This is a genomic window from Tardiphaga sp. OK246, assembly GCF_900188215.1.
Taxonomy (GTDB): Bacteria; Pseudomonadota; Alphaproteobacteria; order Rhizobiales; family Xanthobacteraceae; genus Tardiphaga; species Tardiphaga robiniae.
In genome coordinates this window covers 1033782-1057959 of record NZ_FZOX01000001.1, presented here as the reverse complement: position 1 = coordinate 1057959, position 24178 = coordinate 1033782, and the positions used below count along the sequence as shown (strand labels likewise).

Annotated in this window: 26 protein-coding genes and 1 tRNA gene; 17 read left to right on the top strand and 10 right to left on the bottom strand. The window is 61.3% G+C overall.

The annotated features are described in order from the left end of the window. Positions 1-19 precede the first annotated feature (19 nt). Together rplT and rpmI are read right to left on the bottom strand one after the other, a co-directional pair. Positions 20-379, bottom strand: a complete 360-nt coding sequence (gene rplT / locus CHC01_RS05140; RefSeq protein ID WP_068730282.1) for a 50S ribosomal protein L20 — start codon at positions 377-379, stop codon at positions 20-22. Positions 380-447: 68 nt separating this feature from the next. Continuing rightward, on the bottom strand, positions 448-648 hold the full coding sequence (gene rpmI / locus CHC01_RS05135) for a 50S ribosomal protein L35 (protein ID WP_068730283.1): 201 nt from the start codon (positions 646-648) through the stop codon (positions 448-450). Between the two features lie 293 nt (positions 649-941). Between rpmI and CHC01_RS32235 the strand changes: the two genes are divergently transcribed. Further along, a complete protein-coding gene (locus CHC01_RS32235; protein WP_176454502.1) occupies positions 942-1088 on the top strand; it encodes a hypothetical protein in 147 nt (48 codons plus the stop codon). A gap of 113 nt (positions 1089-1201) precedes the next feature. Here CHC01_RS32235 and infC read toward each other — a convergent pair whose 3' ends face one another. Then, positions 1202-1741 (bottom strand): translation initiation factor IF-3, encoded by a 540-nt coding sequence (gene infC / locus CHC01_RS05130; RefSeq protein WP_086936983.1) that lies wholly within the window; start codon positions 1739-1741, stop codon positions 1202-1204. Positions 1742-2064: 323 nt separating this feature from the next. Here infC and CHC01_RS05125 point away from each other — a divergent pair, with 323 nt between their 5' ends. Continuing rightward, a complete protein-coding gene (locus tag CHC01_RS05125) occupies positions 2065-2847 on the top strand; it encodes an alpha/beta hydrolase (RefSeq protein WP_089263022.1) in 783 nt (260 codons plus the stop codon). A gap of 65 nt (positions 2848-2912) precedes the next feature. Further along, positions 2913-3383, top strand: a complete 471-nt coding sequence (locus CHC01_RS05120) for a nuclear transport factor 2 family protein (protein WP_089263020.1) — start codon at positions 2913-2915, stop codon at positions 3381-3383. Here CHC01_RS05120 and queG read toward each other — a convergent pair. Further along, positions 3343-4578 (bottom strand): tRNA epoxyqueuosine(34) reductase QueG, encoded by a 1236-nt coding sequence (gene queG / locus CHC01_RS05115; protein WP_089263018.1) that lies wholly within the window; start codon positions 4576-4578, stop codon positions 3343-3345. The two genes, CHC01_RS05120 and queG, sit on opposite strands and share 41 nt — an antisense overlap. After that, positions 4527-5219 (bottom strand): glutathione S-transferase family protein, encoded by a 693-nt coding sequence (locus tag CHC01_RS05110; RefSeq protein WP_089263016.1) that lies wholly within the window; start codon positions 5217-5219, stop codon positions 4527-4529. The genes queG and CHC01_RS05110 overlap by 52 nt, the downstream gene beginning before the upstream one ends. Before the next feature lie 205 nt (positions 5220-5424). On the opposite strand from CHC01_RS05110, the gene CHC01_RS05105 reads away from it, so the two are divergent. Beyond that, the gene (locus CHC01_RS05105; RefSeq protein WP_170849629.1) at positions 5425-6234 is read left to right on the top strand and encodes an undecaprenyl-diphosphate phosphatase; all 810 of its coding nucleotides are present in this window, start codon (positions 5425-5427) and stop codon (positions 6232-6234) included. A 69-nt stretch (positions 6235-6303) separates the two neighbouring features. Here the strand turns inward: CHC01_RS05105 and CHC01_RS05100 are convergent, their stop codons facing one another. After that, positions 6304-7272, bottom strand: coding sequence for a complex I NDUFA9 subunit family protein (locus CHC01_RS05100; RefSeq protein WP_089263014.1), 969 nt, complete (start codon positions 7270-7272; stop codon positions 6304-6306). A gap of 163 nt (positions 7273-7435) precedes the next feature. Here CHC01_RS05100 and CHC01_RS05095 point away from each other — a divergent pair. Next, positions 7436-7522 (top strand) — tRNA-Leu (locus CHC01_RS05095). A gap of 149 nt (positions 7523-7671) precedes the next feature. On the opposite strand, the gene CHC01_RS05090 is transcribed toward CHC01_RS05095, so the two are convergent. The 3 genes from CHC01_RS05090 to CHC01_RS32925 all read right to left on the bottom strand — a co-directional run bounded on the left by CHC01_RS05090 (position 7672) and on the right by CHC01_RS32925 (position 9800). Beyond that, positions 7672-8307 carry a 2-dehydro-3-deoxy-6-phosphogalactonate aldolase gene (locus CHC01_RS05090; protein WP_089263012.1) on the bottom strand — a complete coding sequence of 212 codons (636 nt, stop codon included), beginning with the start codon at positions 8305-8307 and terminating at the stop codon, positions 7672-7674. Then, positions 8304-9227 carry a 2-dehydro-3-deoxygalactonokinase gene (locus CHC01_RS05085; RefSeq protein WP_283805440.1) on the bottom strand — a complete coding sequence of 308 codons (924 nt, stop codon included), beginning with the start codon at positions 9225-9227 and terminating at the stop codon, positions 8304-8306. Before CHC01_RS05085 ends, CHC01_RS05090 begins: the two co-directional genes overlap by 4 nt. 114 nt (positions 9228-9341) lie before the next feature. Beyond that, positions 9342-9800: a hypothetical protein gene (locus tag CHC01_RS32925; protein ID WP_502695629.1), complete on the bottom strand. Its 459-nt coding sequence runs from the start codon at positions 9798-9800 to the stop codon at positions 9342-9344. Positions 9801-10180: 380 nt separating this feature from the next. Between CHC01_RS32925 and CHC01_RS05075 the strand changes: the two genes are divergently transcribed. From CHC01_RS05075 to CHC01_RS05050, 6 genes are read left to right on the top strand one after another with little or no spacing between them, the layout of a single operon-like run. Continuing rightward, positions 10181-10270 (top strand): K(+)-transporting ATPase subunit F, encoded by a 90-nt coding sequence (locus CHC01_RS05075; RefSeq protein ID WP_081421711.1) that lies wholly within the window; start codon positions 10181-10183, stop codon positions 10268-10270. A gap of 28 nt (positions 10271-10298) precedes the next feature. Further along, entirely contained in the window at positions 10299-12002 is a 1704-nt protein-coding gene (gene kdpA, locus CHC01_RS05070) for a potassium-transporting ATPase subunit KdpA (RefSeq protein ID WP_089263010.1), read from the top strand. 20 nt (positions 12003-12022) lie between these two features. After that, positions 12023-14146, top strand: coding sequence for a potassium-transporting ATPase subunit KdpB (kdpB, locus tag CHC01_RS05065; RefSeq protein ID WP_089263008.1), 2124 nt, complete (start codon positions 12023-12025; stop codon positions 14144-14146). Between the two features lie 11 nt (positions 14147-14157). After that, positions 14158-14763, top strand: coding sequence for a K(+)-transporting ATPase subunit C (locus CHC01_RS05060; RefSeq protein ID WP_089263006.1), 606 nt, complete (start codon positions 14158-14160; stop codon positions 14761-14763). A gap of 40 nt (positions 14764-14803) precedes the next feature. After that, positions 14804-17524 carry a DUF4118 domain-containing protein gene (locus CHC01_RS05055; RefSeq protein ID WP_089263004.1) on the top strand — a complete coding sequence of 907 codons (2721 nt, stop codon included), beginning with the start codon at positions 14804-14806 and terminating at the stop codon, positions 17522-17524. Continuing rightward, on the top strand, positions 17521-18210 hold the full coding sequence (locus CHC01_RS05050) for a response regulator (protein ID WP_089263002.1): 690 nt from the start codon (positions 17521-17523) through the stop codon (positions 18208-18210). The genes CHC01_RS05055 and CHC01_RS05050 overlap by 4 nt, the downstream gene beginning before the upstream one ends. Before the next feature lie 27 nt (positions 18211-18237). On the opposite strand, the gene CHC01_RS05045 is transcribed toward CHC01_RS05050, so the two are convergent. Continuing rightward, complete coding sequence (locus CHC01_RS05045) at positions 18238-18777, bottom strand: MarR family winged helix-turn-helix transcriptional regulator (RefSeq protein WP_158596735.1); 540 nt, start codon at positions 18775-18777, stop codon at positions 18238-18240. 202 nt (positions 18778-18979) lie between these two features. On the opposite strand from CHC01_RS05045, the gene CHC01_RS05040 reads away from it, so the two are divergent. From CHC01_RS05040 to CHC01_RS05015, 6 genes are all read left to right on the top strand, one after another. Beyond that, positions 18980-19510, top strand: a complete 531-nt coding sequence (locus CHC01_RS05040) for a flavin reductase family protein (protein WP_244558211.1) — start codon at positions 18980-18982, stop codon at positions 19508-19510. A 50-nt stretch (positions 19511-19560) separates the two neighbouring features. Next, positions 19561-21060 carry a 4-hydroxyphenylacetate 3-hydroxylase family protein gene (locus CHC01_RS05035; protein WP_089262997.1) on the top strand — a complete coding sequence of 500 codons (1500 nt, stop codon included), beginning with the start codon at positions 19561-19563 and terminating at the stop codon, positions 21058-21060. 24 nt (positions 21061-21084) lie between these two features. Next, positions 21085-21363 carry a cupin gene (locus CHC01_RS05030; RefSeq protein ID WP_244558210.1) on the top strand — a complete coding sequence of 93 codons (279 nt, stop codon included), beginning with the start codon at positions 21085-21087 and terminating at the stop codon, positions 21361-21363. Positions 21364-21448: 85 nt separating this feature from the next. After that, complete coding sequence (locus CHC01_RS05025) at positions 21449-22057, top strand: UbiX family flavin prenyltransferase (RefSeq protein ID WP_089262995.1); 609 nt, start codon at positions 21449-21451, stop codon at positions 22055-22057. A 13-nt stretch (positions 22058-22070) separates the two neighbouring features. Next, positions 22071-22589, top strand: coding sequence for a TIGR02444 family protein (locus CHC01_RS05020; protein WP_089262993.1), 519 nt, complete (start codon positions 22071-22073; stop codon positions 22587-22589). A 119-nt stretch (positions 22590-22708) separates the two neighbouring features. After that, entirely contained in the window at positions 22709-24133 is a 1425-nt protein-coding gene (locus CHC01_RS05015) for a UbiD family decarboxylase (protein WP_089262991.1), read from the top strand. Positions 24134-24178 lie beyond the last annotated feature (45 nt).

Below are 24178 nucleotides of genomic sequence, written 5' to 3'. Positions count from 1 at the left end.
CAGTGCGGCCTTTGCTGGCTTAGGCTGCGAGTGCAGCTTTGGCCTTCTCAGCAATCGCGTTGAACGCCGCCGGCTCGTTGATCGCGAGATCCGAGAGCACCTTGCGGTCGACCGTCACGCCGGACTTGGCGAGACCGTTGATAAACACGCTGTAGGTCATGCCGAGCGGACGGACGGCAGCGTTGAGACGCTGGATCCAGAGCGCGCGGAACGTACGCTTCTTGCGCTTGCGATCGCGGAACGCATATTGGCCGGCCTTGTCGACGGCGGCCTTTGCGGCGCGAATGGTGTTCTTGCGGCGGCCGCGGAAACCCTTGGCGGCCTTGTAGACTTTCTTATGCTTGGCGTGAGCCGTCACACCGCGTTTTACGCGAGCCATGACTGATCTCCTTCATCTGAAATAACAAAAGGGGTGATATCCGCCGCAATGAAGCGGCGTAAGGGCGATCAGGCGTTTGGCAGAAAGTACTGCTTGATGTTGTCGCCGTCGGTCTTGAACAGCACGCGGGTGCCGCGGAGCTGACGAATCTGCTTCTTCGTCCGCTTGATCATACCGTGGCGCTTACCGGCATGGGCGGCCATGACCTTACCCGTTCCGGTGACTTTAAAGCGCTTTTTAGCGCCCGACTTGGTCTTCAGCTTGGGCATTTGGCTCTCCTATGGCCACGCAGAAAGCGCCCCGAAAGGCGTTGCGTCGGCTAAAATGCTCGTTAGAGCGTTGAAAATGCTCAACTAACCGCCGTTTGCGGGAAGTCAGCACAGTCGTCGACACGGCAGCCCTTAATCAGCCGGGCGACGAAGGTTGCGCTTATGGCAGAGGAATGCTCCGATGGCAACGATTAACGCGGCTCAACACTCTGTTTAGCGCATGGCTTCAGACTGGTCCGACGCGCCCCGGATGCCTATGTGATCCGGACCAGAGAAACAGAGGGACGACGACAATGGCCCGGAATGCACGTGCCGCCGCAAGGGCGGTTGCCATCCAGCAAGATGCTGCTGCTCAGACCGCCACCCGCTGGATGTTCGCAGCCGCTGGCCTCGCCGCGGCTCTCGCGCTGGCCGGTGCACTCGCCCTCATTTCGGGCTGAGCCGTCCAGCTCCAAACGATCTCCGAATACGCCCAAAGAAAAAAGGCCCGCCAGAAATCTGACGGGCCGAAATTTCTGATTACCAACCTCGTTAAGGTCAGTCGGCGCTGTGATCAGCGCGGTGCAAGCACCATCACCACTTGACGACCTTCGAAGCGCGCGTCCTGCTCCACCTTGGCGTATTCGGCGACGTCTGCTTTGACCTTGTCGAGCAGCTTGGTACCGATTTCCTGGTGCGCCATTTCGCGGCCACGATAGCGCAAGGTGATTTTCACCTTGTCGCCTTCTTCGAAGAAGCGCTGCATTGCGCGCATTTTCACGTCGTAGTCATGATCATCGATCATCGGGCGGAGCTTGATCTCCTTGATTTCGACGATCTTCTGCTTCTTGCGGGCCTCGGCGGCCTTCTTCTGCGCCGAATACTTGAACTTCCCGTAGTCCATGATCTTGCAGACGGGGGGGCTCACATTCGGCGAAATCTCGACCAGATCCATACCGGCTTCCATCGCCATCTTGATCGCAGCAATGGTTTCCACGGTGCCGTGGTTGAGGCCGGTCTGATCAATCAGCTGGATCTGCAGATTGCGAATTTCATCGTTGGTGCGCGGCCCGTCTTTGGTTGCGGCGGGCGGGGCTCTGTTGGGACGGCGAATGGGTAACTCTCCAATGTTGTTTAGGAAGGCCGCAGTGTGAAGGAATAAGGCGTTTGGAGCAAGCAAACTCACGCAACGCAGCGCCAATCACTCAAATACGAGGCAATTTCGTCACGCGAAAGGCCATAGGCGTCGTACACCGCTGACCTTGCTCAAATAGAGTTCCCCGGCCCGTTCTGCAAGCCGTGGTTGACAGGAGCGCAACGCGGCATCGAGGTGGACGTTCCCTGGGATGATATGGACGTTGAGGGATCGACGTTGACGATCCCGACCTGCTCAATCAAACAGCAATCGGCATTTCAGGGTCGAACAAGGATGGTTTGATGAGCACAACGGTATCGACCGACCCCGCTTTCATCACGGCAGGTACAGGCAGCAGCCGCCGCCAGATCGCGATGCGGGTCCGCGACGGCGCTGCTCCGGGCCTGTTCTGGATGAGTGGCTTCAAATCCGACATGCAGGGCGGCAAGGCGGTGGCGCTCGATGCCTGGGCCGCCGACCATGGCCGGGCCTGTGTACGTTTCGATTATTCCGGCCATGGCGAATCCGGCGGCGATTTCGTCGATGGCACCATCGGCCAATGGCTGGAGGATAGCCTCGCGGCGTTCGATGCAGCCTGCCAGGGTCCGCAGGTGGTGATCGGCTCATCGATGGGCGGCTGGATGGCACTGCTGCTGGCGCGCGCGCTGGCCCGACGCGGCAAAGTAGGGCGCGCGACGCTGAAGGGCCTGGTGCTGATCGCGCCGGCGCCGGATTTCACCGAAGAGCTGATGTGGAAAGGCTTCTCGCCGGAAATCCGCGCGGAGATCGAGACCACCGGTCAATGGCTGCGCCCGTCGGAATATGGCGAGCCCTATCCGATCACGCGGCGGTTGATCGAAGAGGGGCGCAATCACCTGCTGCTCGGCGGTACGATCGATGTCGGTTGCCCCGTGCGGATTTTGCAAGGCAGGCAGGACCCCGACGTGCCCTGGCAGCACGCTTTCCGGCTGACCGAACGGCTGCCGAGCGAAGATGTCGTGTTGACCATGATCCAGGACGGCGACCATCGGCTGTCACGCCCGCAGGACATTGCGCGACTATTGTCGGCTGTAGCGGAGTTTTGATTGCATCACCCGTGCCGTTGAATAGGCTCGCCTGAAAAGAGCGACAATCAGCGGGAGGAATTCGGATGGACGCTACGGCACTCTTGCGCGCATTTTGCGATGCCGTTGAACAGCGTGACGGCCAGAGCTTCGCCGCGCTGTTCACTGAAGACGGCGTCTATCACGACGTCTTCTACGGCGCATTCGAAGGCCGTGCCAAAATCGCCGACATGGTCGACGACTGGTTCTATCGGACCGCGGAAGATTTTCGTTGGGACATGCACACGCCCGTCAGCGACGGCACCACGCTCTATGCGCGCTACACGTTCAGTTATCGCTCGAAACTCCCGGAAGCCAATGGCGGCCGCGCGATGTTCGAGGGCGTTGCGATCATGACGCTGCGTGACGGCAAGATCGTGAGCTATCATGAAGTGGCCAATACGGCGCCGGCCTTCGTCGATTTGCATTTCGCGCCGGAGCGCATCGCCAAGATCGTCGCCAAGCAGGGTGAAGCGCTCAAAGCGCGACCGGAGATGGCGCGACATCTGACGAACTGAGGGCCAGTCGCCACTCGCTGCCGACGCTATCGTCCTGTTCGGCTTCGGTGAACTGCACAGCCAATGCAGCAAACGCATCCGCAGGCATCAGTCGCGACAGCGCCCATATCGCTGCCCCGCGCACCACAGGACTTTCATCGCCCAGCAGCTGCTGCGCATCGCTTACCAGCGATAGGTCGTTCGAATTGCCGATGGCGATCAACACATTGCGGATGAAGCGGTTGCGGCCAATGCGCTTCACGGGTGACTTCGTAAAGAACGCGCGGAAAGCCGCATCATCGAGCCTTGCAAGTTCGGCCAGCGACGGCGCGCGCAACTCGTCGCGTGCGGCGAGTTTGATCTCGCGGCCTTCCTGCGCGAATTTGTTCCACGGGCAGGCGGCGAGGCAATCGTCGCAGCCATAGATGCGGTTGCCCATTGGCTTGCGGAACTCGTGCGGGATCGGGCCTTTGCTCTCGATGGTGAGATAGGAAATGCAGCGCCGCGCATCGAGTTTGTAAGGCGCCGGAAAGGCCGATGTCGGGCAACTGTCGAGGCAGGCCTGGCACGAGCCGCAGTGATCGACCGTGCGCGCATCGCGCGGCAGTTCGAGCGTGGTGAAGATCGCGCCGAGAAACAGCCACGAGCCGAATTCGCGCGACACGAGATTGGTATGCTTGCCCTGCCAGCCCAATCCTGCGGCGCCGGCGAGCGGCTTTTCCATCACGGCAGCCGTATCGACAAACACTTTCACATCGCCGCCGGCTTGCGCGATCAGCCAGCGCGCCAGCAGCTTCAGGCGCTTCTTGATGAGGTCATGATAGTCGTCGCCGCGGGCATAGACCGAGATCGCAGCATGCGAGCGCTGCTTTAGAATCTCAAGCGGGTTCTCGTCAGGTCCGTAATTGACGCCGAGCATGATGACGGAGCGAACGTCCTGCCACATCACCTTGGGGTCGGCGCGGCGGTCGGGATTGTCGGCAAGCCACTCCATATCACCATGGGCGCCGGCGTTGAGAAATTCCTGCAGCCGCTCGCGAACGCCGGCGATGGCATCTGGATCGGTGATCCCGATTGAATCGAAGCCAAGCGCCTTCGCCTCGCGCGTCAGCGTATCCTTGAGATCGGCGGGAAGAGTGGCGATTGCATCGTCAGCAGATGGGCTCAGAAATCGAGATCCACATAGGTCCGCGATGCCGGCACGCCCGCCAGCCATTCGCTCAGCAGCGGTCGGAACGACGGACGGGATTTCACCCGCGCGTACCACGCCTTCGCTGCGTCGTCCTCGCTCCATGGCACATCGCCCAGATAGTCAATCGCCGACAGATGAGCTGCCGCGACCAGATCCGCATAAGTCAGTCGGTCACCGGCCAGAAAATTGCGTGTCCGCGCCAGCCAGCCGATATAGGCCAGATGATAGCGCACATTTGCGGTGGCTGCGCGAATCACATCCATCGCCGGGGCGCCGCCGCCGACCTCTTCGCTCATGAAGCGCTTGTAGATGCGTTCGGTGACCAGCGGACCCGACGCCTCCTCGAAGAATTTCTCGTTGAACCAGGCCATCAGCCGGCGCACCTCGATGCGTTCCGCCATCGCGACAGGCAGCAGGCGACGATCGCCCGTCTCCGGTCCATGGGTCTCGTCGATATATTCGGCGATGATCCCGGCGCCAGGAATGGGCGGGAAACCGTCGGTGAGCAGCACAGGCGTAGTTCCCGCAGGATTGAGCGCCAGAAATGCCTCGCGCCGATCCCACGGCCGCTCGTCCACCAGTGTGAGATCGAGTCCGTATTCGCCGAGTACGAGACGAATGAAGCGGGAATGCGGACAGAACGAGTGATGGTAAAGCGTGTACATGCCGGCCTTGATAGTTATGCGGTCGTTAAGAAAGCGTCTCGGTTGCGTCGGTGGTAAAAGTGTCACGCGGCGCGCGCCAAACTAGCGAAGCTTGGCTCTGAGGCAACCCGCGAATGTGATGGTATTTGCGATTGCAGCAATGAAGGGAATAGGCGAGAAGAACCCGGCTTTTTCAGGCCCACACTGACGAAGGACAGATAAGCAGATGATGTCTGATGCGATAAGGGCGGTGATTCTCGGCATTGTCGAGGGTGTCACCGAGTTCCTGCCGGTTTCCTCAACGGGGCATCTGCTGCTCGCGGAACGCTTCTTCGATCTGGGCGAGGACAATTTCTGGAAAAGCTTCGCCGTGCTGATCCAGCTCGGCGCCATTCTGGCGATCCTTGCACTTTACTTCGGCAAGTTGTGGCATATCGCGCTGAACCTGTTCAAAGGCGACGCTGCTGCGCGCCGTTTCGTGATCGGCGTGCTGATCGCGTTCCTGCCTGCCGCGATCATCGGCGCGGCTGCGGGCGGCTATGTCAAAAGCTATCTGTTCAATCCGTGGGTCGTGTGTTTCTCGCTGATCGTTGGCGGGGCGATCCTGCTCTGGGTCGATCAGCTCGATCTTGAGCCCGTGCATCACGATGCCACGACGTTCCCATTGCCGATGTATCTCAAGATCGGTCTGGCGCAGTGCGTGGCGATGATTCCAGGCGTGTCGCGCTCCGGCGCGACCATCGTCGGTGCCATGCTGCTCGGCGCCGAGAAGCGCGCAGCGGCGGAGTTCTCGTTCTTCCTGGCGATCCCGACCATGGTCGGCGCCTTCGTCTACGATCTCTACAAGAGCCGGGCCGATCTCTCGGTAGATCACGGCGTGATCATCGCCATCGGTTTCGTGGTGTCGTTCATCACCGCGATCATCGTGGTGAAAAGCTTTCTCGGCTACGTGACCCGCCACGGCTTCGCGTTGTTCGCATGGTGGCGCGTGATCGTCGGTACGCTCGGCCTGATCGCGCTGGCGCTGGGCTACTGAATTTTGCCAAACATCCTGCTGTCATCCCCGCCGCGCACGCCTTCGGCGTGCCAGGCGGGGACGATATCGTCAGTTTATGCCGTTATGTGCGAACTGACCGGTGGCGCGGAAGCGCCAGAGATATTGTGGCGCAATCGCTTCCAGCGAATCAGCGGCAATACCCAAGCCATCCAGCGTTAGACCGGCCGCCTTGGCGGCTTCCGACACCACATTGTCGATACCAAGCATGGTGACCTGATCCGGCGTCAGCTTGAAGTCGCCAGGGGCGAATTGCAGGAAATAGGACTGCAGCTTGGCGATGGCCGTCGGCACCGGCAGCGTCATGCGCTTGCGCTCGATGGTCGCGAGGATGATGTCGATGATTTCGCTCATCGTCAGCACTTCCGGACCGCCTAGTTCGTAAGTGGCGCCCGGCTTGGTCTTGCCGTCGACGGCATCGGCCGCAGCCTGGGCGACATCGCCCACATAGACCGGCTGCATTTTGGTCGTGGCGCCGAACACCGGCATCACCGGGGCCATCCGGGCGAGATTGGCAAATCGATTGGTGAACTGATCCTCGGGGCCGAACACGATCGACGGGCGCAGGATGGTCGCGGAAGGCACAGCCGCCAGCACGGCCTGCTCGCCGGCCGCCTTGGCACGGGCATAGGCCGATTCGGAATCGGCATCGGCGCCGATGGCTGAAAACTGCACCATCCGCGCGCCGATCTCGGCGGCAGCCTGCGCGACCGCGCCGGCGCCTCGCGCCTGCACGGCATCAAAGGTCTGCGCGCCGCTTTCGGTCAGGATACCCACCAGATTGACGACGATGCTGGCGTCGCGCATCGCGGCCTTGATCGAGGCGGGGTGGCGCAAATTGGCCTGAACGATATTGATCTGTCCGACACGGCCAAGCGGTTGCAGATGGCCGGCCAGTTCCGGCCGACGCACGGCGATCCTGATCCGGTATTCACGCTTCGCCAGCGCGCGGACCACATGGCGTCCCACGAAGCCGGATCCGCCGAAAACCGTAACGAGGGTGTCGATGGGGGCAGCCATGGATCAGTTCCTTGAGTCAGTCATGCAAGGGCAAAACGGGGGAATTTAGACCAATTCGCGATACGCCAACGCGCGGGGCCTGTACAGCGGATTTGGAATTGAACGAAGCAATTTGACAAGCGCGTAACGGCCCCCTACTAACCGCGCCACGTGCCTCGCACGTGCCCAGGTGGCGGAATTGGTAGACGCGCTGGCTTCAGGTGCCAGTGGCTTAACGGCCGTGAAGGTTCGAGTCCTTTCCTGGGCACCACGGTGCTCTTAAGTCTCTGATATTCAGAGCAATTCATTGAATTTGACAGTTTGGGGCTGCGCGGTCGATGCGTGCGGGCGCGGAGGTGTTTCTGCGTTGCCACCGCCGCGAAGCGCGCGCCAACCGCGAACAGACATTGCACCCTGTTTCTAACGGGCCATCGCCTGATCATAGGCCGCGACAGAAGCCTGTGCGGTCGCCTTCACTTCGATAGCGCTCATTCCGGGCCGATACAGGCTGCTGCCAAGACCGAAGGCCTGTACGCCGGCGGCGACATAGTCCGTGAAATTCCGGTCGGAAACACCACCAACAGCCCCGATCACGGCATCCTTGGGCAAAACCGCGCGAATGGCGGCGATGCCGGACGGGCCGAGGATCGATGCCGGAAAGAATTTCAGGGCGGAAGCTCCTGCACGTAGGGCGAGGAAAGCTTCGGTCGGCGAGAACACGCCGGGCATCGTGACCATGCCGCGGCTCGCTGCAATTGCCAACACATCGACGTCGACATTCGGGCTCACCATCAGACGCCCGCCGACATCGGCGACGTGGGCGCAGTCATTCGCGGTGAGGACAGTGCCGGCGCCGATCAGGGTGTCGCTGCCAAATCGTTTGCAGATCCGTGCGATGGATTCGAACGGATCGGGCGAGTTCAGCGGCACTTCGATCATCTCGAAGCCGGTGTCGATCAACGTCTCGACGATGCTCTCCACCTCGTCGGGCTGCACGCCGCGCAGGATGGCGACGAGCGGACGCTTCACGGAGGGCCAACGGATTGGCTGGTTCATGTGAACTGAGCTCCCCACAGATGAATTGCGGCCTTGGTCAGGCCGTGTTGCGACGCGCGTTCGGCATCAACGATGGCGACCTCGAAGCCGGCAGCTGCAAGCGCCGACGCATAGAGATCCTTGAGCGCGCCGGCGCCGATCAGGCGCACCGGATGCCGCGTGCCATAGCGCGATCCGGCATCGGTGATTTCCGTGCCGATCAGGAGGCCCGACAGGCGCGTCGCGCCGTCGGCCTGTTGCTGGAAGCCGAGCAGTTGCGCCGCGCGCAGGCTGAAGAGCGAGGCGGTGAGGCCCGTCGGCGCATCGAGCGCGCGTTGCAGGCCATCGCGGAACGCATCATTCGCGGCGGGCGACGGCGCGTCGTGATCCACCGCGTGTTTCAGGATGCTGTGTTGAGTGATGACCGAAAAGAGCTCGCCGGTCATATAGGTCGTGAATGACACCACGCTGCCGGCGTCGATCCAGACCCATTTGCTATGGGTGCCGGGAATGCAGACCAGACCGGTGAAGTCGGGTTCGGTCACGCCGAGCAGTTGCGTCTCTTCGCCGCGCATGACGTCGGGTGCCGCGGCGTCGGCTTGCGCGATGCCGGGTAGGATACGCACGTCGCCTTGCGTGTCGACACGCTGCGCACCGTCGTGCAAGGCGTCGAGGCGTGTCGGTGTGTGCAGATAGGGCGCCTCGATCCAGCCCTGTCGTGCGCCGGCCATACCACAGATCAACACAGGCACGTTCTGCATTCCGCCAAGTCTGGCAAGATGATCAGCGAGCACCGGAGCGAAGCCTGCAGCCGCGCAATGCAGCATGCCTTCAGGCCCGCGCGTCTCCGCAAGCACGCTGCCATCGGCGGCCATCAACCAGCCTCGAAAGCTGCTGGTGCCCCAATCGACCGCGACGAAAGCCGGTTTGTCTGATGTCACGTTTTGCTCTGGCTAGTCATGGCACGAATTCGTGCCGAGCATAGCCGAAAGCCTCACTCTTGGAAGGCTGTTCGCGGCAGTCTAGCTACAGCATTTCGCACCGCCCCTCTTCGCTCAACAGTAATTCTCACACAGCATCGGCTCGGAATCGGTGGGTTGGATCGCGCGCACGGGCGCCTGCGTCAGATGCGGCGTGCCTCCGCGACTAACAACAGCGCGAAATGCATCCAGGATCGCCGTCGCCAAGTCTGGGTGATGCGTCTCGACGACGCTGTCCAGCCAATCTGGAAGGTCACGCTGGTTCGAGAGAGCGCAATGCCATTCACCTTCGTCATAAGCGAGCCGACGCAGTTGCCACCGCGGCAGTTCGATCGCGATCAAGGCAAGCGCGGCATCGGTCCAGGCGCCGGCAGTGACCAGGCGATCGAGGCGCTGGGCCTCCGCTGTGCGGCGCATTGCCGGCAGGCGCTTGCAGGTGGTGAGGCAGATCGCGGTGAAACTCGTAGCGTCAAGCGGAGCCGTTTCGGATGGCGCTTCGGAAAGGGGCGTTCGCTGAATCGAGATGAACGACATGACGGGTCTCCATGAACAGCGCGATCTTCGGAAGACCGCATCATGCAATATCCGTAGTCCGTCATTTGAATACGAGGCAGCTTCGGGCACGAAGATATAAAGGCTGCATAAGCACCCGAGGACTAACGGCGCACGCGCATGCGCTCCCCTGCGTCTTTATGAGATTCCTATAAGTTCGCTGCTGGCCTCATCTCGAAAACCTACGTCCTGAATGGCACCTGATCGTGCATCGGGCGCGCGAGCCGTTTGCTCCGTGTCGCCGCAGTCATTGCATCAGGAGCATTCCATGCTGGACATCGTCATGCTGGCCCTCGGGCTCGGCTTTTTCATTCTCACCCTGGGCTACGCCTATGCCTGCGAGCGGCTGTGAGGAGCGCATCATGATTTTCGATTACACGCTCGCCGGCTTCGTGTCCGCGGCATTGCTGATCTATCTCACTTACGCGCTGCTGCGGCCCGAGCGGTTCTGAGCGCGCGCACCTCAAAAGGTCAACTGACATGACAATGATTGGCTGGATTCAAATTGCTCTGTACTGCGCTGTGGTTCTCGCGCTGGTGAAGCCGCTCGGCGGCTACATGACATCCGTTTTCAACGGCGAGCGTACTTTCCTCTCTCCGATTCTGCGACCGGTCGAAGCCGGGCTGTACTGGATCGGTGGCGTCGACGAGAAACGAGAGCAGCACTGGCTGACCTATACGGTTGCCATGCTGCTGTTCCACGTGGTCGGCTTCCTCGGCCTCTACGCGATCATGCGGCTGCAGGCTGTGCTGCCGTTCAATCCTGCCGGGCAGTCTGCGGTCGCCGAAGATCTCTCCTTCAACACCGCGATCTCCTTCATCACCAACACCAACTGGCAGAACTACGGCGGCGAAAGCACCATGTCGTATCTGACCCAGATGCTGGGTCTGACGGTACATAACTTTCTGTCGGCGGCGGCCGGCATCGCATTGGCTGTGGCACTGATCCGCGGCTTTGCACGGTCGTCGATGCGCACCATCGGTAATTTCTGGGTCGATATCACCCGTTGCACGCTCTATGTGCTGCTGCCGATCTGCATCATCTACACGCTGTTCCTGGTTTGGCAGGGCATTCCGCAGACGCTCGGCGCCTATGTCGATGCGACGACGCTTGAAGGTGCGAAGCAGACCATCGCGGTTGGCCCCGTTGCGTCGCAGGTTGCCATCAAGATGCTCGGCACCAATGGCGGCGGCTTCTTCAACGCCAATGCGGCGCATCCGTTCGAGAACCCGACGGCGCTGTCGAACTTCATCCAGATGATCTCGATCTTCGCGCTGGGTGCGGCGATGACCAATGTGTTCGGCCGCATGGTCGGCAACCCCAGGCAAGGCTGGGCGATTCTGGCAGTGATGGGTGTGCTGTTTATTGTCGGCGTTGCCATCACCTATGGCGCCGAAGCTTCGGGCACCACAGGCCTGAATGCACTCGGCCTCACCGGCGGCAATATGGAAGGCAAGGAGTTGCGCTTCGGCATCGTCGCCTCCAGCCTGTTCGCGGTCATCACCACGGCAGCGTCCTGCGGTGCGGTCAATGCGATGCATGACTCGTTTACAGCGATTGGCGGCATGATTCCGCTGATCAATATGCAGCTCGGCGAGATCATCGTTGGCGGCGTCGGTGCCGGTCTCTATGGCATGCTGCTGTTCGTCGTACTGGCGATCTTCGTCGCTGGTCTGATGGTGGGCCGCACGCCTGAATATGTCGGCAAGAAGATCGAGGCGCGCGAAGTAAAGATGGCGATGCTTGCCATTCTCGTCCTGCCGCTGATGTATCTCGGTTGGACCGCGGTGGCGGTGGTGCTGCCGTCGGCCGTGGCCTCCATGGCCAATGCCGGGCCGCATGGCTTCACCGAGGTGCTCTACGCTTTCACCTCGGCCACCGGCAATAACGGCTCGGCCTTCGGCGGGCTCACCGGCAACACCTTCTTTTACAACCTCACACTGGCGAGTTCGATGTTCGTCGGCCGCTTCTTCATGATCGTGCCAGCCATGGCGCTGGCCGGATCATTGGCCGCGAAGAAGTCGATCCCGGCTTCGGCCGGCACCTTGCCGACCACCGGCGGACTGTTTGTCGGTCTCGTCATCGGCGTGATCCTGATCATCGGCGGTCTCACTTTCTTCCCGGCGCTCGCGCTCGGGCCGATCGTCGAGCACCTCGCGATGACCGCCAGCACCCTGTTCTGATCGGATTTGGAGTTATGTCCATGGAAACGTTGAAACTGCAGAAGCGAGTGCCGGTCTCGGCCATGCTCGATTCGAAAATTGTCATCCCAGCCATCGGCTCGGCTTTCAAAAAGCTTGATCCGCGGCTGATGATCAAGAATCCCGTGATGTTCGTGGTCGAGGTCGTCGCCGCACTCACCACGGTGATCTTCATCAAGAACGTCATCACCAGCGGAAGCGATCTGGGATTTGCGTTCCAGATCATCCTCTGGCTCTGGTTCACGGTGCTGTTTGCCAACTTTGCCGAAGCCATCGCCGAAGGGCGCGGCAAGGCGCAGGCGGAATCGCTGAAGAAGACCCGCACCGAAAGCCAGGCCAAGCTGCTCACCGGCAGCGACAGCGGCGACAAGAGCTACCGCATGGTCTCGGGCACCAGCCTGAAGGTCGGCGATGTCGTGCTGGTGGAAGCCGGCGACAACATCCCGTCCGACGGTGAAGTGATCGAAGGCGTGGCTTCAGTTAATGAGGCGGCGATCACCGGCGAGTCCGCACCTGTCATTCGTGAATCCGGCGGCGATCGCTCGGCGGTCACCGGCGGCACGCAGGTATTGTCCGACTGGATCCGCGTCCGTATCACCGCGGCGCAAGGCTCGACCTTTATCGACCGCATGATCAAGCTGGTCGAAGGCGCCGAGCGGCAGAAGACGCCGAACGAGATCGCGCTGAACATTCTCCTGGTCGGCCTCACCATCATCTTCGTGTTCGCCACGGTGACGATCCCGAGCTATGCGGCCTATGCTGGTGGTTCGATCTCGGTGGTGGTGCTGGTGGCTTTGTTCGTGACCCTGATCCCGACCACCATCGGCGCGCTGTTGTCGGCGATCGGCATTGCCGGCATGGATCGTCTGGTGCGCTTCAATGTGCTGGCGATGTCCGGTCGTGCGGTGGAAGCTGCCGGCGACGTCGATACGCTGCTGCTCGACAAGACCGGCACCATCACGCTCGGCAATCGTCAGGCGACAGCCTTCCGTCCAGTGCGCGGCGTCACCGAACAGGAACTGGCCGATGCGGCGCAGCTTGCATCGCTCGCGGACGAAACCCCGGAAGGCCGCTCAATCGTCGTGCTGGCCAAGGAGAAATACGGCATCCGCGGCCGCGACATGGCCGAACTGTCAGCGACTTTCGTGCCGTTCACCGCACAGACCCGGATGAGCGGTGTCGATGCCGGTGGCTCGTCGGTCCGCAAGGGAGCGGTGGATTCGATACTCGCTTACGTCAACGGTGGCGCGTCGTTCGCCGTGGCGTCCGGCAACACCGTGCGTGCGATGCAGCCGGCCGCGATGTCGGACACGGCACGTGAAATCCAGGCGATCTCCGACGAGATTGCAAAGGGCGGCGGCACCCCGTTGGCGGTTGCGCGCGATGGCAAGCTGCTCGGCGTCATCCATCTGAAGGATATCGTCAAGGGCGGCATCCGTGAGCGTTTCGCCGAACTGCGCCGCATGGGCATCCGCACCATCATGATCACCGGCGACAATCCGATGACCGCTGCAGCCATCGCAGCCGAAGCCGGCGTCGATGATTTCCTGGCGCAGGCGACACCCGAGGACAAGCTGCAGCTTATCCGCGACGAGCAGGCCAAGGGCAAGTTGGTGGCGATGTGCGGCGACGGCACCAACGACGCGCCGGCACTGGCGCAGGCCGATGTGGGCGTCGCGATGAACACCGGCACGCAGGCGGCGCGCGAGGCGGGCAACATGGTCGATCTGGACTCCAATCCGACCAAGCTCATCGAGGTCGTCGAAATCGGCAAGCAGCTCCTGATGACGCGAGGTGCGCTGACCACGTTCTCGATCGCCAATGACGTGGCGAAATACTTCGCCATTATCCCGGCGATCTTCCTCGCCTTCTATCCGCAGCTTGAAGCGCTTAACATCATGAAGCTGGCGAGCCCGCAGAGCGCCATCCTGTCGGCCATCATCTTCAACGCGATCATCATCATTGCGCTGATCCCGCTCGCCCTGAAAGGCGTCGCCTATCGCCCGATCGGCGCCGGCGCACTGCTCGGCCGCAACCTACTGATCTACGGCCTCGGCGGCATCATCGTTCCGTTCATCGGCATCAAGGCGATTGACCTCGTCGTCACCGCCCTGCACCTGGTTTGAGGAGCTACATTATGTTGAGAGAAATTCGCCCAGCCATCGTTCTGCTGCTCGGCCTCACGGCCATCACCGGTCTCGGCTACCCGCTCGCGATGACGGGCGTCGCTGAAGCGATCATGCCGAACCAGGCGCAAGGCAGCCTCATCGAACGGGACGGCAAGGTTGTCGGCTCGTCCCTGATCGGTCAGGAATTCAAGGGTGAGGAATACTTCCACGGCCGCCCGTCGGCGACCCTGGGTCCCGACCCGCAGGATTCCACAAAGACGGTGCCGCAGCCTTACAATGCCATCAACTCGATGGGCTCCAATCTCGGCCCGACCAGCAAGGCGCTGATCGACCGCGTGAAGGAGGACGTCGAGAAACTGAAGGCAGAGAACCCGTCGATGCCGGTGCCGATCGATCTCGTGACCACCTCGGGCAGCGGTCTCGACCCGAACATTTCGCCGGAGGGTGCGCTGTTTCAGGTGCCTCGCGTCGCCAAGGCGCGCAAGCTGCCGGAGGACCGCGTCCGCCAGCTGGTGACAGATAAGGTCGAAGGCCGCCTCGGCGGTCTGCTAGGCGAACCGCGCGTTAACGTTCTTGCCTTGAATCTCGCGCTGGACGCCGCCGCACTGAAGTAGGCCGTCTAGGCCGCAGCCGTAGCGGAGACTATATTGCCTTATGGCAAATCAGCGCCGCGATCCCGACCAACGACCTTCGCCTGAGGCCTTGCTGGAGACAGCAAGGCGCGAGGAAGATGCCGCCGGGCGGCTGAAGATCTTCGTCGGCGCCGCCCCCGGCGTCGGCAAGACTTATGAGATGCTGCAGAGCGCCCATGCCAGGCGCAAGGCGGGCGTCGATGTGGTGGTCGGTGTCGTCGAGACCCATGGCCGCGCCGAGACCGAGGCGTTGCTCACGGGTCTTGAAGTCATTCCCCGGCGCCGGATCGATCACAAGGGTCAGGTCCTCGAGGAGATGGACCTCGATGCGCTGATCGCGCGGCGCCCGCAGATCGCATTGGTCGATGAACTCGCCCATACCAATGCGCCCGGCAGCCGGCATCCAAAACGTTATCTCGACGTCGCGGAATTATTGGCCGCAGGGATCGACGTCTACACGGCAGTCAATATCCAGCACATCGAAAGCCTGAATGATGTGGTCGCCCAGATCACCCATGTGCGGGTGCGCGAGACCGTGCCGGATTCGGTGTTCGATCGTGCCGACGCCATCGAGCTGATCGACCTCACCCCGGACGATCTGATCCAGCGCCTGAAGGAAGGCAAGGTCTACGTTCCCAAGCAGGCCGAGCGTGCGCTGGAACATTATTTCTCGCCCGGCAATCTCACGGCGTTGCGCGAGCTGGCGTTGCGCCGCACGGCCGACCGGGTCGATGAGCAATTGCTCACGCATATGCAGGCCAATGCCATTGCCGGCCCGTGGGCTGCCGGCGAACGCATTCTGGCCTGTATCAGTGAGGACCCGCGCTCAGCCGGGTTGGTGCGCTACACCAAGCGTCTCGCGGATCGGCTTCACGCGCCGTGGACGGCGGTCAGCATCGAGACGCGGCGCAGCCTTCAACTCACCGAAGAACAGCGCGACCGGCTTGCTGATACGTTGCGACTCGCCGAGGCGCTTGGCGCCGAAGCCCTAACGATTCCGGGCGCAGGCCGGCGCATCGCCGACGATCTGCTCGGCTATGCCCATGCCAACAACGTCACCCAGATCGTGATTGGCAAGGCATCGCGGTCATGGTGGTTCGAACTGGTGCGCGGTTCGGTGGTCCATGATCTCGTCAGGCGCTCGGGCAATATCAGCGTGCATGTCATCGCCGGCGATGCGTTGCCGACGGAGCCGGCTGCGAAACGTGCGCAGATGACCGATCGCGTCGAGCCGTTCGACGCAAAGCCCTATATTGCGGCGCTGGCGGTCGTGGCGGTGGCTCTTGGGGCCGCAACGCTGCTGCGTCCGATCTTCGGGATCGAGAATGTCGATCTGATGTTTCTCACCGCCGTGGTCGGCGTCGCCGTGCGCTTTGGTCTCTGGCCATCGCTGCTGGCAAGCGTCGTGGCATCGCTGAGCTATAACTTCTTCTTCCTGCCGCCGGTCTATACGCTCACCATCACCGATCCGACCAATGTGGCGGCCTTCTTCTTCTTCATGCTGATCGCCATTCTGGTGTCCAATGTTGCGGCGCGGGTGCGCACCCAAGCCGTCTCGGCCTTTGGCCGCGTGCGCACAACCGAGTCGCTCTATGCGTTCAGCCGCAAACTAGCGGGTACGGCGGCGCTTGACGACGTGCTGTGGGCGAGCGCGTATCAGATCGCATTGATGCTGAAGGTGCGGGTTGTACTGCTGCTGCCGGAGCAGGGCGTGATCACCGTCAAGGCCGGATATCCGCCTGAGGACGAATTGGACAAGGCGGATCTGGCCGCAGCCAACTGGGCGTGGAGCAATGATCGCCCGGCGGGTCGTGGGTCCGATACGTTACCCGGCGCGAAGCGGCTGTTTCTTCCCATGCGCACCGGCCGTGGGCCGATCGGCGTGATCGGCATCGACGATGACCGTACGGGTCCGCTGCTGACGCCGGACCAGCGCCGGTTGCTGGATGCACTTGTGGACCAGAGCGCACTCGCCATCGAGCGCGTGCAGCTCGTCGAAGACATGGACCGTGCGCAGCGCAACGTCGAATCCGATAGGTTGCGTCAGGCGCTGCTGACCTCGATCTCGCATGATCTGAAGACGCCACTGGCCTCCGTGCTCGGTGCGGCTTCCACGCTGCGCGATCTATCGCCGAAGCTTACCGAGGCTGAAAAAGCCGATCTGCTCGGTACGGTGATCGACGAATCCGAACGGCTGAACCGCTTCATCGCCAATCTGCTGGATATGACCAAGCTGGAGTCCGGTGCCGTGGTGCCGAATGCAACGCTGCAGGATCTCGCGGAGATCGTCGGCAGCGCGCTGCGCCGGGCCGACAAGATTCTCGTCAGACATCGTGTTGCGCTCGATCTGGCGCCGAACCTGCCCATGCTGGAGCTTGATGCGGTATTGTTTGAGCAGGTGCTGTTCAATCTGCTCGACAATGCCGCGAAATATGCCCCGGATGACACCACCATCGCGATTAGGGCCATACGCGATAAGGAGTCGGTCTCGCTGCAGGTGACGGACGAGGGGACGGGCATTCCACCCGCTGATCTCGAGCAGGTGTTCGATAAATTCTATCGCGCCAACAAGGGCGATCACGTTCGGGCAGGTACCGGCCTCGGCCTTGCGATCTCTCGGGGCTTTGTTGAGGCAATGCATGGCACCATTTCGGCCACTAATCGCGCCGACCGATCAGGCGCCGTGCTGACCATCCGCCTCCCCATCCCGCCGGCCTCCGAAGCTCTGGACACCGCCGCATGAACACCGCTGCCATCAAGGTCCTGATCATCGATGATGAGCCGCCGATCCGCAAATTGCTGCGCATGGGCCTCAGCACCCAGGGCTATGACATCCTTGAGGCCAGCAACGGCAAGATCGCGCTGGAGAAACTGGCGGAGAAACCAGCCGTGATCATCCTTGATCTCGGCCTGCCCGACATCCAGGGCCACGATCTGCTGCAGATGATTCGCGCGCGCGATGACAGCGTGCCGATCGTGGTGCTGTCGAGCCGCGGGGACGAGGCCGGCAAGGTGCAGGCGCTCGATCTCGGTGCCGACGACTATCTCACCAAGCCGTTTGGCATGGATGAGCTGCTGGCGCGCATGCGGGCCGCGCTCAGGCATCAGCTGCAGGTTCATGGCGAGCGGCCGGTATTCCGCTCCGGCGAATTGTCGGTCGATCTGGTGCGCCGCATCGTCAAGGTGGGTGACCGTGAGGTGAAACTGTCACCAAAGGAATATGAGTTGCTGCGGGTCCTGGTGCAGCATGCCGGCAAGGTGCTGACTCACCGGTTTCTGCTGAAGGAATTGTGGGACGAACTCACCGACGCACAATATCTGCGCGTTTATGTCCGCCAGCTGCGTCAAAAGATCGAGCTCGATCCGGAGCGCCCGCAATTCGTCCTGACCGAAACGGGTATCGGCTACCGGCTGCGCGCCGGAGAATAGCTAACGACAAACCCGTCAAACAGCAGGTTATTTGGTCTGCCGGGCGACCGATGCCGGTGCGTTGTAGTCCAGCAGCCGGATCGCCTCGTCGGCGGCGTCCACCATCTCCGACATCAGCTTGCGCGTTCGCTCGAAATCCGCAGCCGACATGCTGCGAAACAGCATATCGTTCACCGGACGCTGAACGGGTGCCAATTCATTGAGCAGCGCGCGCGCTTTCGGCGTGATGGTCAGAATGACGCGGCGGCGATCTTCCTCATCGGTCTCTTTTTCAACAAGGCCGTTTGATACCAGCTTGTTGATCTCGATCGTAATGAACGCGCCGCTGAAGTGCAGGTGCTCGGCGACCTGATTGACGCCGATCTTCTCATCCGTGCCGCTCAAATGAGCAATGGCGATCAGCACTGTGTATTGCGTGCCGGACAGGCCGATCACTGCGCCGAGTTGCCCGCGCACAGCCTGAAGCCGCGCCGAAAACGCCAATGTGTCATGGACAAATTGGCGGAAAGCCCGATCCGATCCGTCGACCATCAATTGTGGCCGCGAAATCGTCGGTTCTACCTTCATTTTACGTGATTTGCTCTTAATCGCCATCAGGTCCCCGCACACCTATGAGTCGTATAGCGGCGGCGTTACGCACAAACAAGTTGGAACCAGTGCGTTTTGATAGCAGGCCAGCCATGCTTGACAGCGCGCGCTTTCGTTCGATAATATAGCTTTGTTATAAAGCTAATGCGCGTCGTTCAGGTTTCGCGATCAGGAGATGACCATGGGCGCCACTGCCGACTTGGATCCCCGCGCCTTCCGACAGGCGCTCGGACAGTTTGCCACCGGTGTCGCCGTGATCACGGCCGAAGCGGCTGATGGCCAGGCGATCGGCTTGACCATGAGTTCGTTCAACTCGGTTTCGGTGGATCCGCCGTTGATCCTGTTCTCGATCGACCGCAAGGCCTTCAGCCTCAAGGCGATGACCGAGGCCAAGGGCTATGCCGTGAACATCCTCGGCCGTGATCAGGAGCATCTGTCGAACAAGTTCGCCAAGGCGCTCGGCGACAAGTGGGCGGCGGTCGAGCATACGCTGGGCCATGAGGCGGCGCCCCTTATCGCCGGCGCGCTCGCGCACTTCGAATGCGCGCCATACGCGCAATATGACGGCGGGGACCATGTGATCTTCGTCGGTCGGGTGGTGAAGTTCACCGCCTATCCGGCCAACGAGCCGCTGGTCTTCTTTCGCGGGGCCTATCGCAGCCTTGCAAGTACCGAGCGCAGCCCGGAATGGCCGCTGCCGATGCACTACTGAAATAACGCACCTGAAATGCTACCCATGACCGAAAGTGACCGAGGCAACCCATGATCAAGACCGGCGAACAGCACATCGCGAGCCTACGCGACGGCCGTGAAATCTATCTCGATGGCGAGCTGGTGGATGACGTGACCACCCATCCGGCGTTCCGGGGCGCGGTGGCTTCTATCGGACGGATGTTCGATTTCCAGAGCGCGCCGGAAAATCGCGAGCTGATGACTTTCGAGACCGAAACCGGCACCCGCGCCAACCGGATCTGGGAACTGCCCGGCAGCTATGATGCGTTGGTCAATCGTCGTCGTGGGCTGGAAGCCTGGACCGAGCTGCATGCTGGCTTCATGGGCCGCGCGCCCGATCACGTCGCTTCCTGCGTCGCAGGTATGTATATGGGCGTCGAGGTCTTCGAGGCCTACAACAAGGATCGCGCGAAGGCGCTAGCGGATTACTATCGCTACGCCCGCGACAACGACCTCTACCTCACTTACGTGATCATCAACCCCCAGGCCGACCGTTCCAAGAGCGCGGCCGAGCAGGCCGATCCATTCCTGTCGGCGGGCGTGGTGTCGCGCGATGCCGAGGGCCTGACGATCCGCGGTGCCAAGATGCTGGCGACTGGCGGCATCATGGCCAATGAGGTGTTCGTCACCTGTATCCAGCCGCTGCAGCCCGGCGACGAGAAATACGCGGTGTCTTTCGCGATCCCGATGAACACCAAGGGTCTGAAGGTCCTGTCGCGCAAGTCCTATGAAGCCGCGTCGCCATCGGTGTTCGACAATCCGCTGTCCAGCCGCTTCGATGAAAACGATGCTGTGCTCTATTTCGACGACGTGAAGGTGCCTTGGGATCGCGTATTCATCGTCGATGACATCGCGATGTGCCAGAAGCAGTTCCACGCCACCCCGGCCCATGTGTATCAGAATTATCAGGCGATGATCCGGCTCTCGGTGAAGCTGCGTTTCCTGATCGGGATCGCGCACCGGACCGCTGAAACCAATGGCATCGCCGGCTTCCCGCAGGTCAGGGAAATGCTAGGCCAGCTCGCAGCCGAAGTGTCGATGGTCGAAGCCTTCGTGGTCGCGATGGAGACCAAGGGCACCCAGCGCGGCGCTTATTATGTGCCAGACCGGGCGATGCTGTATTCGGCACAGGTCCTTACCCAGCAACTCTATTCCAAGGTCATCAACACGCTGCGCGAGCTCGCCGGCGGCGGCATGATCATGCTGCCGTCCTCGGTGAAGGACTTCGCCAATCCGGAATTGGCGCGTCTGATCGGCAAGACCCAGCAGTCCCCCGCGGCCAGCGCGATAGAAAAGGTCAAATTCTACAAGCTGGCCTGGGACGCAGTCGGCTCCGAATTCGCCTCGCGTCACTCGCAATACGAGATGTTTTTCGCCGGCGCGACCTTCGTCACCAAGGGCCATGCCTTCCGCACCTATGACTGGATGAAATCGGCAGCGTTGCTCGACAAGATGCTGTCAAGCTATGACCTTGCCGACGAAGTCTCCACCTTAACGACGCCGGCTGCCTCGCCGCGCGCTGTCGCTTGATCTGTCCCTTCAGGAAAACCGACCATGGCCATCAATAAACTTCACGATGAATTTCGTACCGTCGATATGTCTTCGGGATGGGAGACGCCCGCGGGCTATCCGGCAGGCATCCAGCAGAAAATCCTGTCGGGGGCGCTCGACGAAGTGAATAAGCGTGGCAGCCGCACCCGCTTGCTGCGCTTCGAGCCGGGTGTTTACACTACCGAGCCGTTCGTGCACGAATATTGGGAAGAAGTGTTCCTGTTCACTGGCGACCTGATCGTCGGCAACGACAAGCAGGGCAACGGTGGAGAATCCTTCTAGCCGAACACCTATGCTTGCCGCCCGCCCGGCGCCTATCACGGCCCGTTCAAGTCGATCGGCGGCTGTGTACTGATGGAGATCCACTATTTCGACCCAGCCTGAGATCGCGCCGCGACGTCTGATCGTCGGCATTACCGGAGCGTCGGGCGCCATTTATGGCACCCGACTGCTGCAGTTGTTGCAGGCGACGGATATCGAGACGCATCTCGTGCTGAGCCGGTCGGCCAAGATCACGTTGGTCCAGGAACTCGACGTCAGCGTCTCCGACGTCACTGCTTTGGCCGACGTCGTGCATCAGGCCGACAATATCGGTGCGACGATCTCATCCGGATCGTTCAAGACCATGGGCATGGTGATTGCGCCATGTTCCATGCGCAGCTTGGCGGAGATCGCGAGCGGAGTCACCTCCTCGCTGGTGACACGTGCGGCCGACGTGGTGCTCAAGGAGCGCCGTCGGCTGGTGTTGATGGCGCGCGAGGCGCCGCTGCATCTCGGTCACCTCAGGTCGATGGCAGCCGTCACCGAGATCGGCGCCATCATCTATCCCCCCGTTCCCGCTTTTTATGCCAGACCGACCAGTCTCGAGCAGATGGTCGACCAGACCCTCGGTCGCGTGCTCGATCTGTTCGATATTTCCACCGATGTGGTAAGTCGTTGGGAAGGGCTCAATCCCGCCAAATCCCGGGATCTCTGATGGTCGCGCTGCGATGACGGAAGGCTCGACCACCGCGGATGACAGCTGGGCCTTTGCGCTCCGGCTCTATGCGAAGCCCGGCGTCGCGGAGGCCTGCCTGACTTTGCAGGCCGAAGCCGGGGTCGATGTCATGATGATGCTGGTTGCGACATTCGCGGCATCGCAGCGCAATATTCTGCTCACGCCAGCCGATATCGAAGCCATGAACGACATCTGCCGGCCGTGGCGCGAACAGGTCGTGCATCCGCTCCGCGCGCTGCGCATCACGCTGAAATCAGGCCCCGCGCCCGCACCGTCAAATGCGACCCATCGTCTGCGCGAGCAGATCAAGGCCAGCGAATTGACTGCGGAGCGTCTCGAAAACGATTTGCTCGCCAGCTGGCTGGAGCAGAAAATGCCGGCACAGCAGCAGCTTGCGCGGGTCGACCTCGTGGACATCGTCAAGCATATCGTACGACAGGCCTCAGGCGCGCAGCACAATACCGTGGCGCTGGCAATCGACACGATCGTCATCGCTGCCATTGGCGAATGATGCCACGATGCAATGCACGCTGATAAAATAGTCAGCGTTTGCCTAGCGAGCGCGCTTGACTACCTTTGTTGATTAGCTATCGTTATTTGCAAATAAAACGCCGCAGGAAACCGTTCGACATGTCGCAGCCCCAGATTCTGGACACCCGTTTCCGCTCCGCTCTGGCGCGCTTGGCAGCCCGTGACCGTATTCTTACTTTCGACCAGCCGGCCGATCCGCATCTGCAGATCGCGGCGATCCTGAAGAAGCATGACGGCAAGCAGACCATGCTGTTTCCGTCGGTCAAAGGCTATGACGTTCCGCTGGTCGGAAATCTCCTGAGTTCCAGAGAGAATTGCGAGGCGGCCTTCGGTCTCGATTTCAACGGTATTCGCGGTCTTGTGCAGCGTGCCATGGGTGGTCCGCTGCCGCCCGAACTGGTCAAGAACGCACCGTCTCAGGAAGTCGTGCTCAAGACAAGATTCGACATCACAAAATTGCTGCCGGCACTCTTTCATGCACCCAACGATGCGGGGCGCTACATCACCGCGGGCATCGTGGTCGTGAAAGACCCGGAAACTGGCATTTATAATGCATCCTATCATCGCCTGCAGCTGTTGGGACCGGATCGCGTTGCCATCAAGTTGGACTTCGGCCGACATCTCCGGCTCGCTTTCGAGCGCGCCAAGGCGCGCGGTACATCACTGCCGGTCGCGGTTTGCATTGGCACCGATCTCGCGCTGCACTTCACTGCCGCGACGATGGGCTCGCAGATGCCGGAAAGCGCTGACGAACTGGCGGTCGCGGGCGGTCTCGCCGGTAAGCCGCTGACCGTCGCCAAAGCGGTGTCACAGGACATGATCGTCCCGGCTGAATGCGAATTCGTGCTGGAAGGTGAAATCTCCATTGACGACGTGGCGCCGGAAGGTCCGTTCGGTGAATTCGTCGGCTTCGCTGCGCCCGCCGCCGATGCGCCGGTATTGAAGATCACGGCAGTCACGCATCGGTTGCGGCCGATCTATCACGTCATCAACGGCTTCGGCCGCGAGACCATCATCCTGCGCAAATACGTGCTCGAAGCCAGCCTGCTCAAGGTACTGCAATCGGCGATCCCGATCGTGACCGACGTCGAGATGACGTCGGGTGGCCTGCATCGTTTCCACGCGGTTATCCAGGTCAAGAAGCAGAGCCGCCAGCACAACGGGCTGCAGCGCAATGCGATGATGGCCGCATTCGGCGCGTTGAAGGATCTCGACCTGATCACCATGGTCGACCACGACATCGACATCCGCGACCCCATCGACGTCGAATATGCGGTGGCGACCCGCATGGAAGCCTCCGCCGATCTCATTTTGATTCCCGGCGCGCGCGGCCATGAATATGTCCGCGTCAGCAAGGAAGGTATCCGCACCAAGCTCGGTATCGATGCCACGGTGCCGTTCGAGGATCAGGCCACGTTCCGCCGCGTCGAATTCGCAAAGACCGATATCGAACTCAACGATTTCGGCTCCGGTGAAGACAAGGCGGTGAAGGCGCTCGGCCTCGTCGGAACGAACGTTGCATGATCATCTGAAGTATCCCGCCATACATTCAATCGTCAGGAAACACCG

Excerpts from the sequence above, each read along its gene's own strand:
- CHC01_RS05125 (WP_089263022.1), top strand. The coding sequence starts at position 2,065 with ATGAGCACAACGGTATCGACCGACCCCGCTTTCATCACGGCAGGTACA.
- CHC01_RS05100 (WP_089263014.1), bottom strand. The coding sequence starts at position 7,272 with ATGGCTGCCCCCATCGACACCCTCGTTACGGTTTTCGGCGGATCCGGC.
- rplT (WP_068730282.1), bottom strand. The coding sequence starts at position 379 with ATGGCTCGCGTAAAACGCGGTGTGACGGCTCACGCCAAGCATAAGAAA.
- rpmI (WP_068730283.1), bottom strand. The coding sequence starts at position 648 with ATGCCCAAGCTGAAGACCAAGTCGGGCGCTAAAAAGCGCTTTAAAGTC.
- CHC01_RS32235 (WP_176454502.1), top strand. The coding sequence starts at position 942 with ATGGCCCGGAATGCACGTGCCGCCGCAAGGGCGGTTGCCATCCAGCAA.
- CHC01_RS05090 (WP_089263012.1), bottom strand. The coding sequence starts at position 8,307 with ATGAACCAGCCAATCCGTTGGCCCTCCGTGAAGCGTCCGCTCGTCGCC.
- CHC01_RS05050 (WP_089263002.1), top strand. The coding sequence starts at position 17,521 with ATGAACACCGCTGCCATCAAGGTCCTGATCATCGATGATGAGCCGCCG.
- CHC01_RS05075 (WP_081421711.1), top strand. The coding sequence starts at position 10,181 with ATGATTTTCGATTACACGCTCGCCGGCTTCGTGTCCGCGGCATTGCTG.
- queG (WP_089263018.1), bottom strand. The coding sequence starts at position 4,578 with ATGGCTGGCGGGCGTGCCGGCATCGCGGACCTATGTGGATCTCGATTT.
- CHC01_RS05035 (WP_089262997.1), top strand. The coding sequence starts at position 19,561 with ATGATCAAGACCGGCGAACAGCACATCGCGAGCCTACGCGACGGCCGT.
- CHC01_RS05045 (WP_158596735.1), bottom strand. The coding sequence starts at position 18,777 with ATGAAGGTAGAACCGACGATTTCGCGGCCACAATTGATGGTCGACGGA.
- kdpB (WP_089263008.1), top strand. The coding sequence starts at position 12,023 with ATGGAAACGTTGAAACTGCAGAAGCGAGTGCCGGTCTCGGCCATGCTC.
- CHC01_RS32925 (WP_502695629.1), bottom strand. The coding sequence starts at position 9,800 with ATGTCGTTCATCTCGATTCAGCGAACGCCCCTTTCCGAAGCGCCATCC.
- CHC01_RS05110 (WP_089263016.1), bottom strand. The coding sequence starts at position 5,219 with ATGTACACGCTTTACCATCACTCGTTCTGTCCGCATTCCCGCTTCATT.
- CHC01_RS05040 (WP_244558211.1), top strand. The coding sequence starts at position 18,980 with ATGGGCGCCACTGCCGACTTGGATCCCCGCGCCTTCCGACAGGCGCTC.
- CHC01_RS05030 (WP_244558210.1), top strand. The coding sequence starts at position 21,085 with ATGGCCATCAATAAACTTCACGATGAATTTCGTACCGTCGATATGTCT.
- CHC01_RS05015 (WP_089262991.1), top strand. The coding sequence starts at position 22,709 with ATGTCGCAGCCCCAGATTCTGGACACCCGTTTCCGCTCCGCTCTGGCG.
- CHC01_RS05120 (WP_089263020.1), top strand. The coding sequence starts at position 2,913 with ATGGACGCTACGGCACTCTTGCGCGCATTTTGCGATGCCGTTGAACAG.
- kdpA (WP_089263010.1), top strand. The coding sequence starts at position 10,299 with ATGACAATGATTGGCTGGATTCAAATTGCTCTGTACTGCGCTGTGGTT.
- CHC01_RS05055 (WP_089263004.1), top strand. The coding sequence starts at position 14,804 with ATGGCAAATCAGCGCCGCGATCCCGACCAACGACCTTCGCCTGAGGCC.
- CHC01_RS05105 (WP_170849629.1), top strand. The coding sequence starts at position 5,425 with ATGATGTCTGATGCGATAAGGGCGGTGATTCTCGGCATTGTCGAGGGT.
- CHC01_RS05020 (WP_089262993.1), top strand. The coding sequence starts at position 22,071 with ATGACGGAAGGCTCGACCACCGCGGATGACAGCTGGGCCTTTGCGCTC.
- CHC01_RS05060 (WP_089263006.1), top strand. The coding sequence starts at position 14,158 with ATGTTGAGAGAAATTCGCCCAGCCATCGTTCTGCTGCTCGGCCTCACG.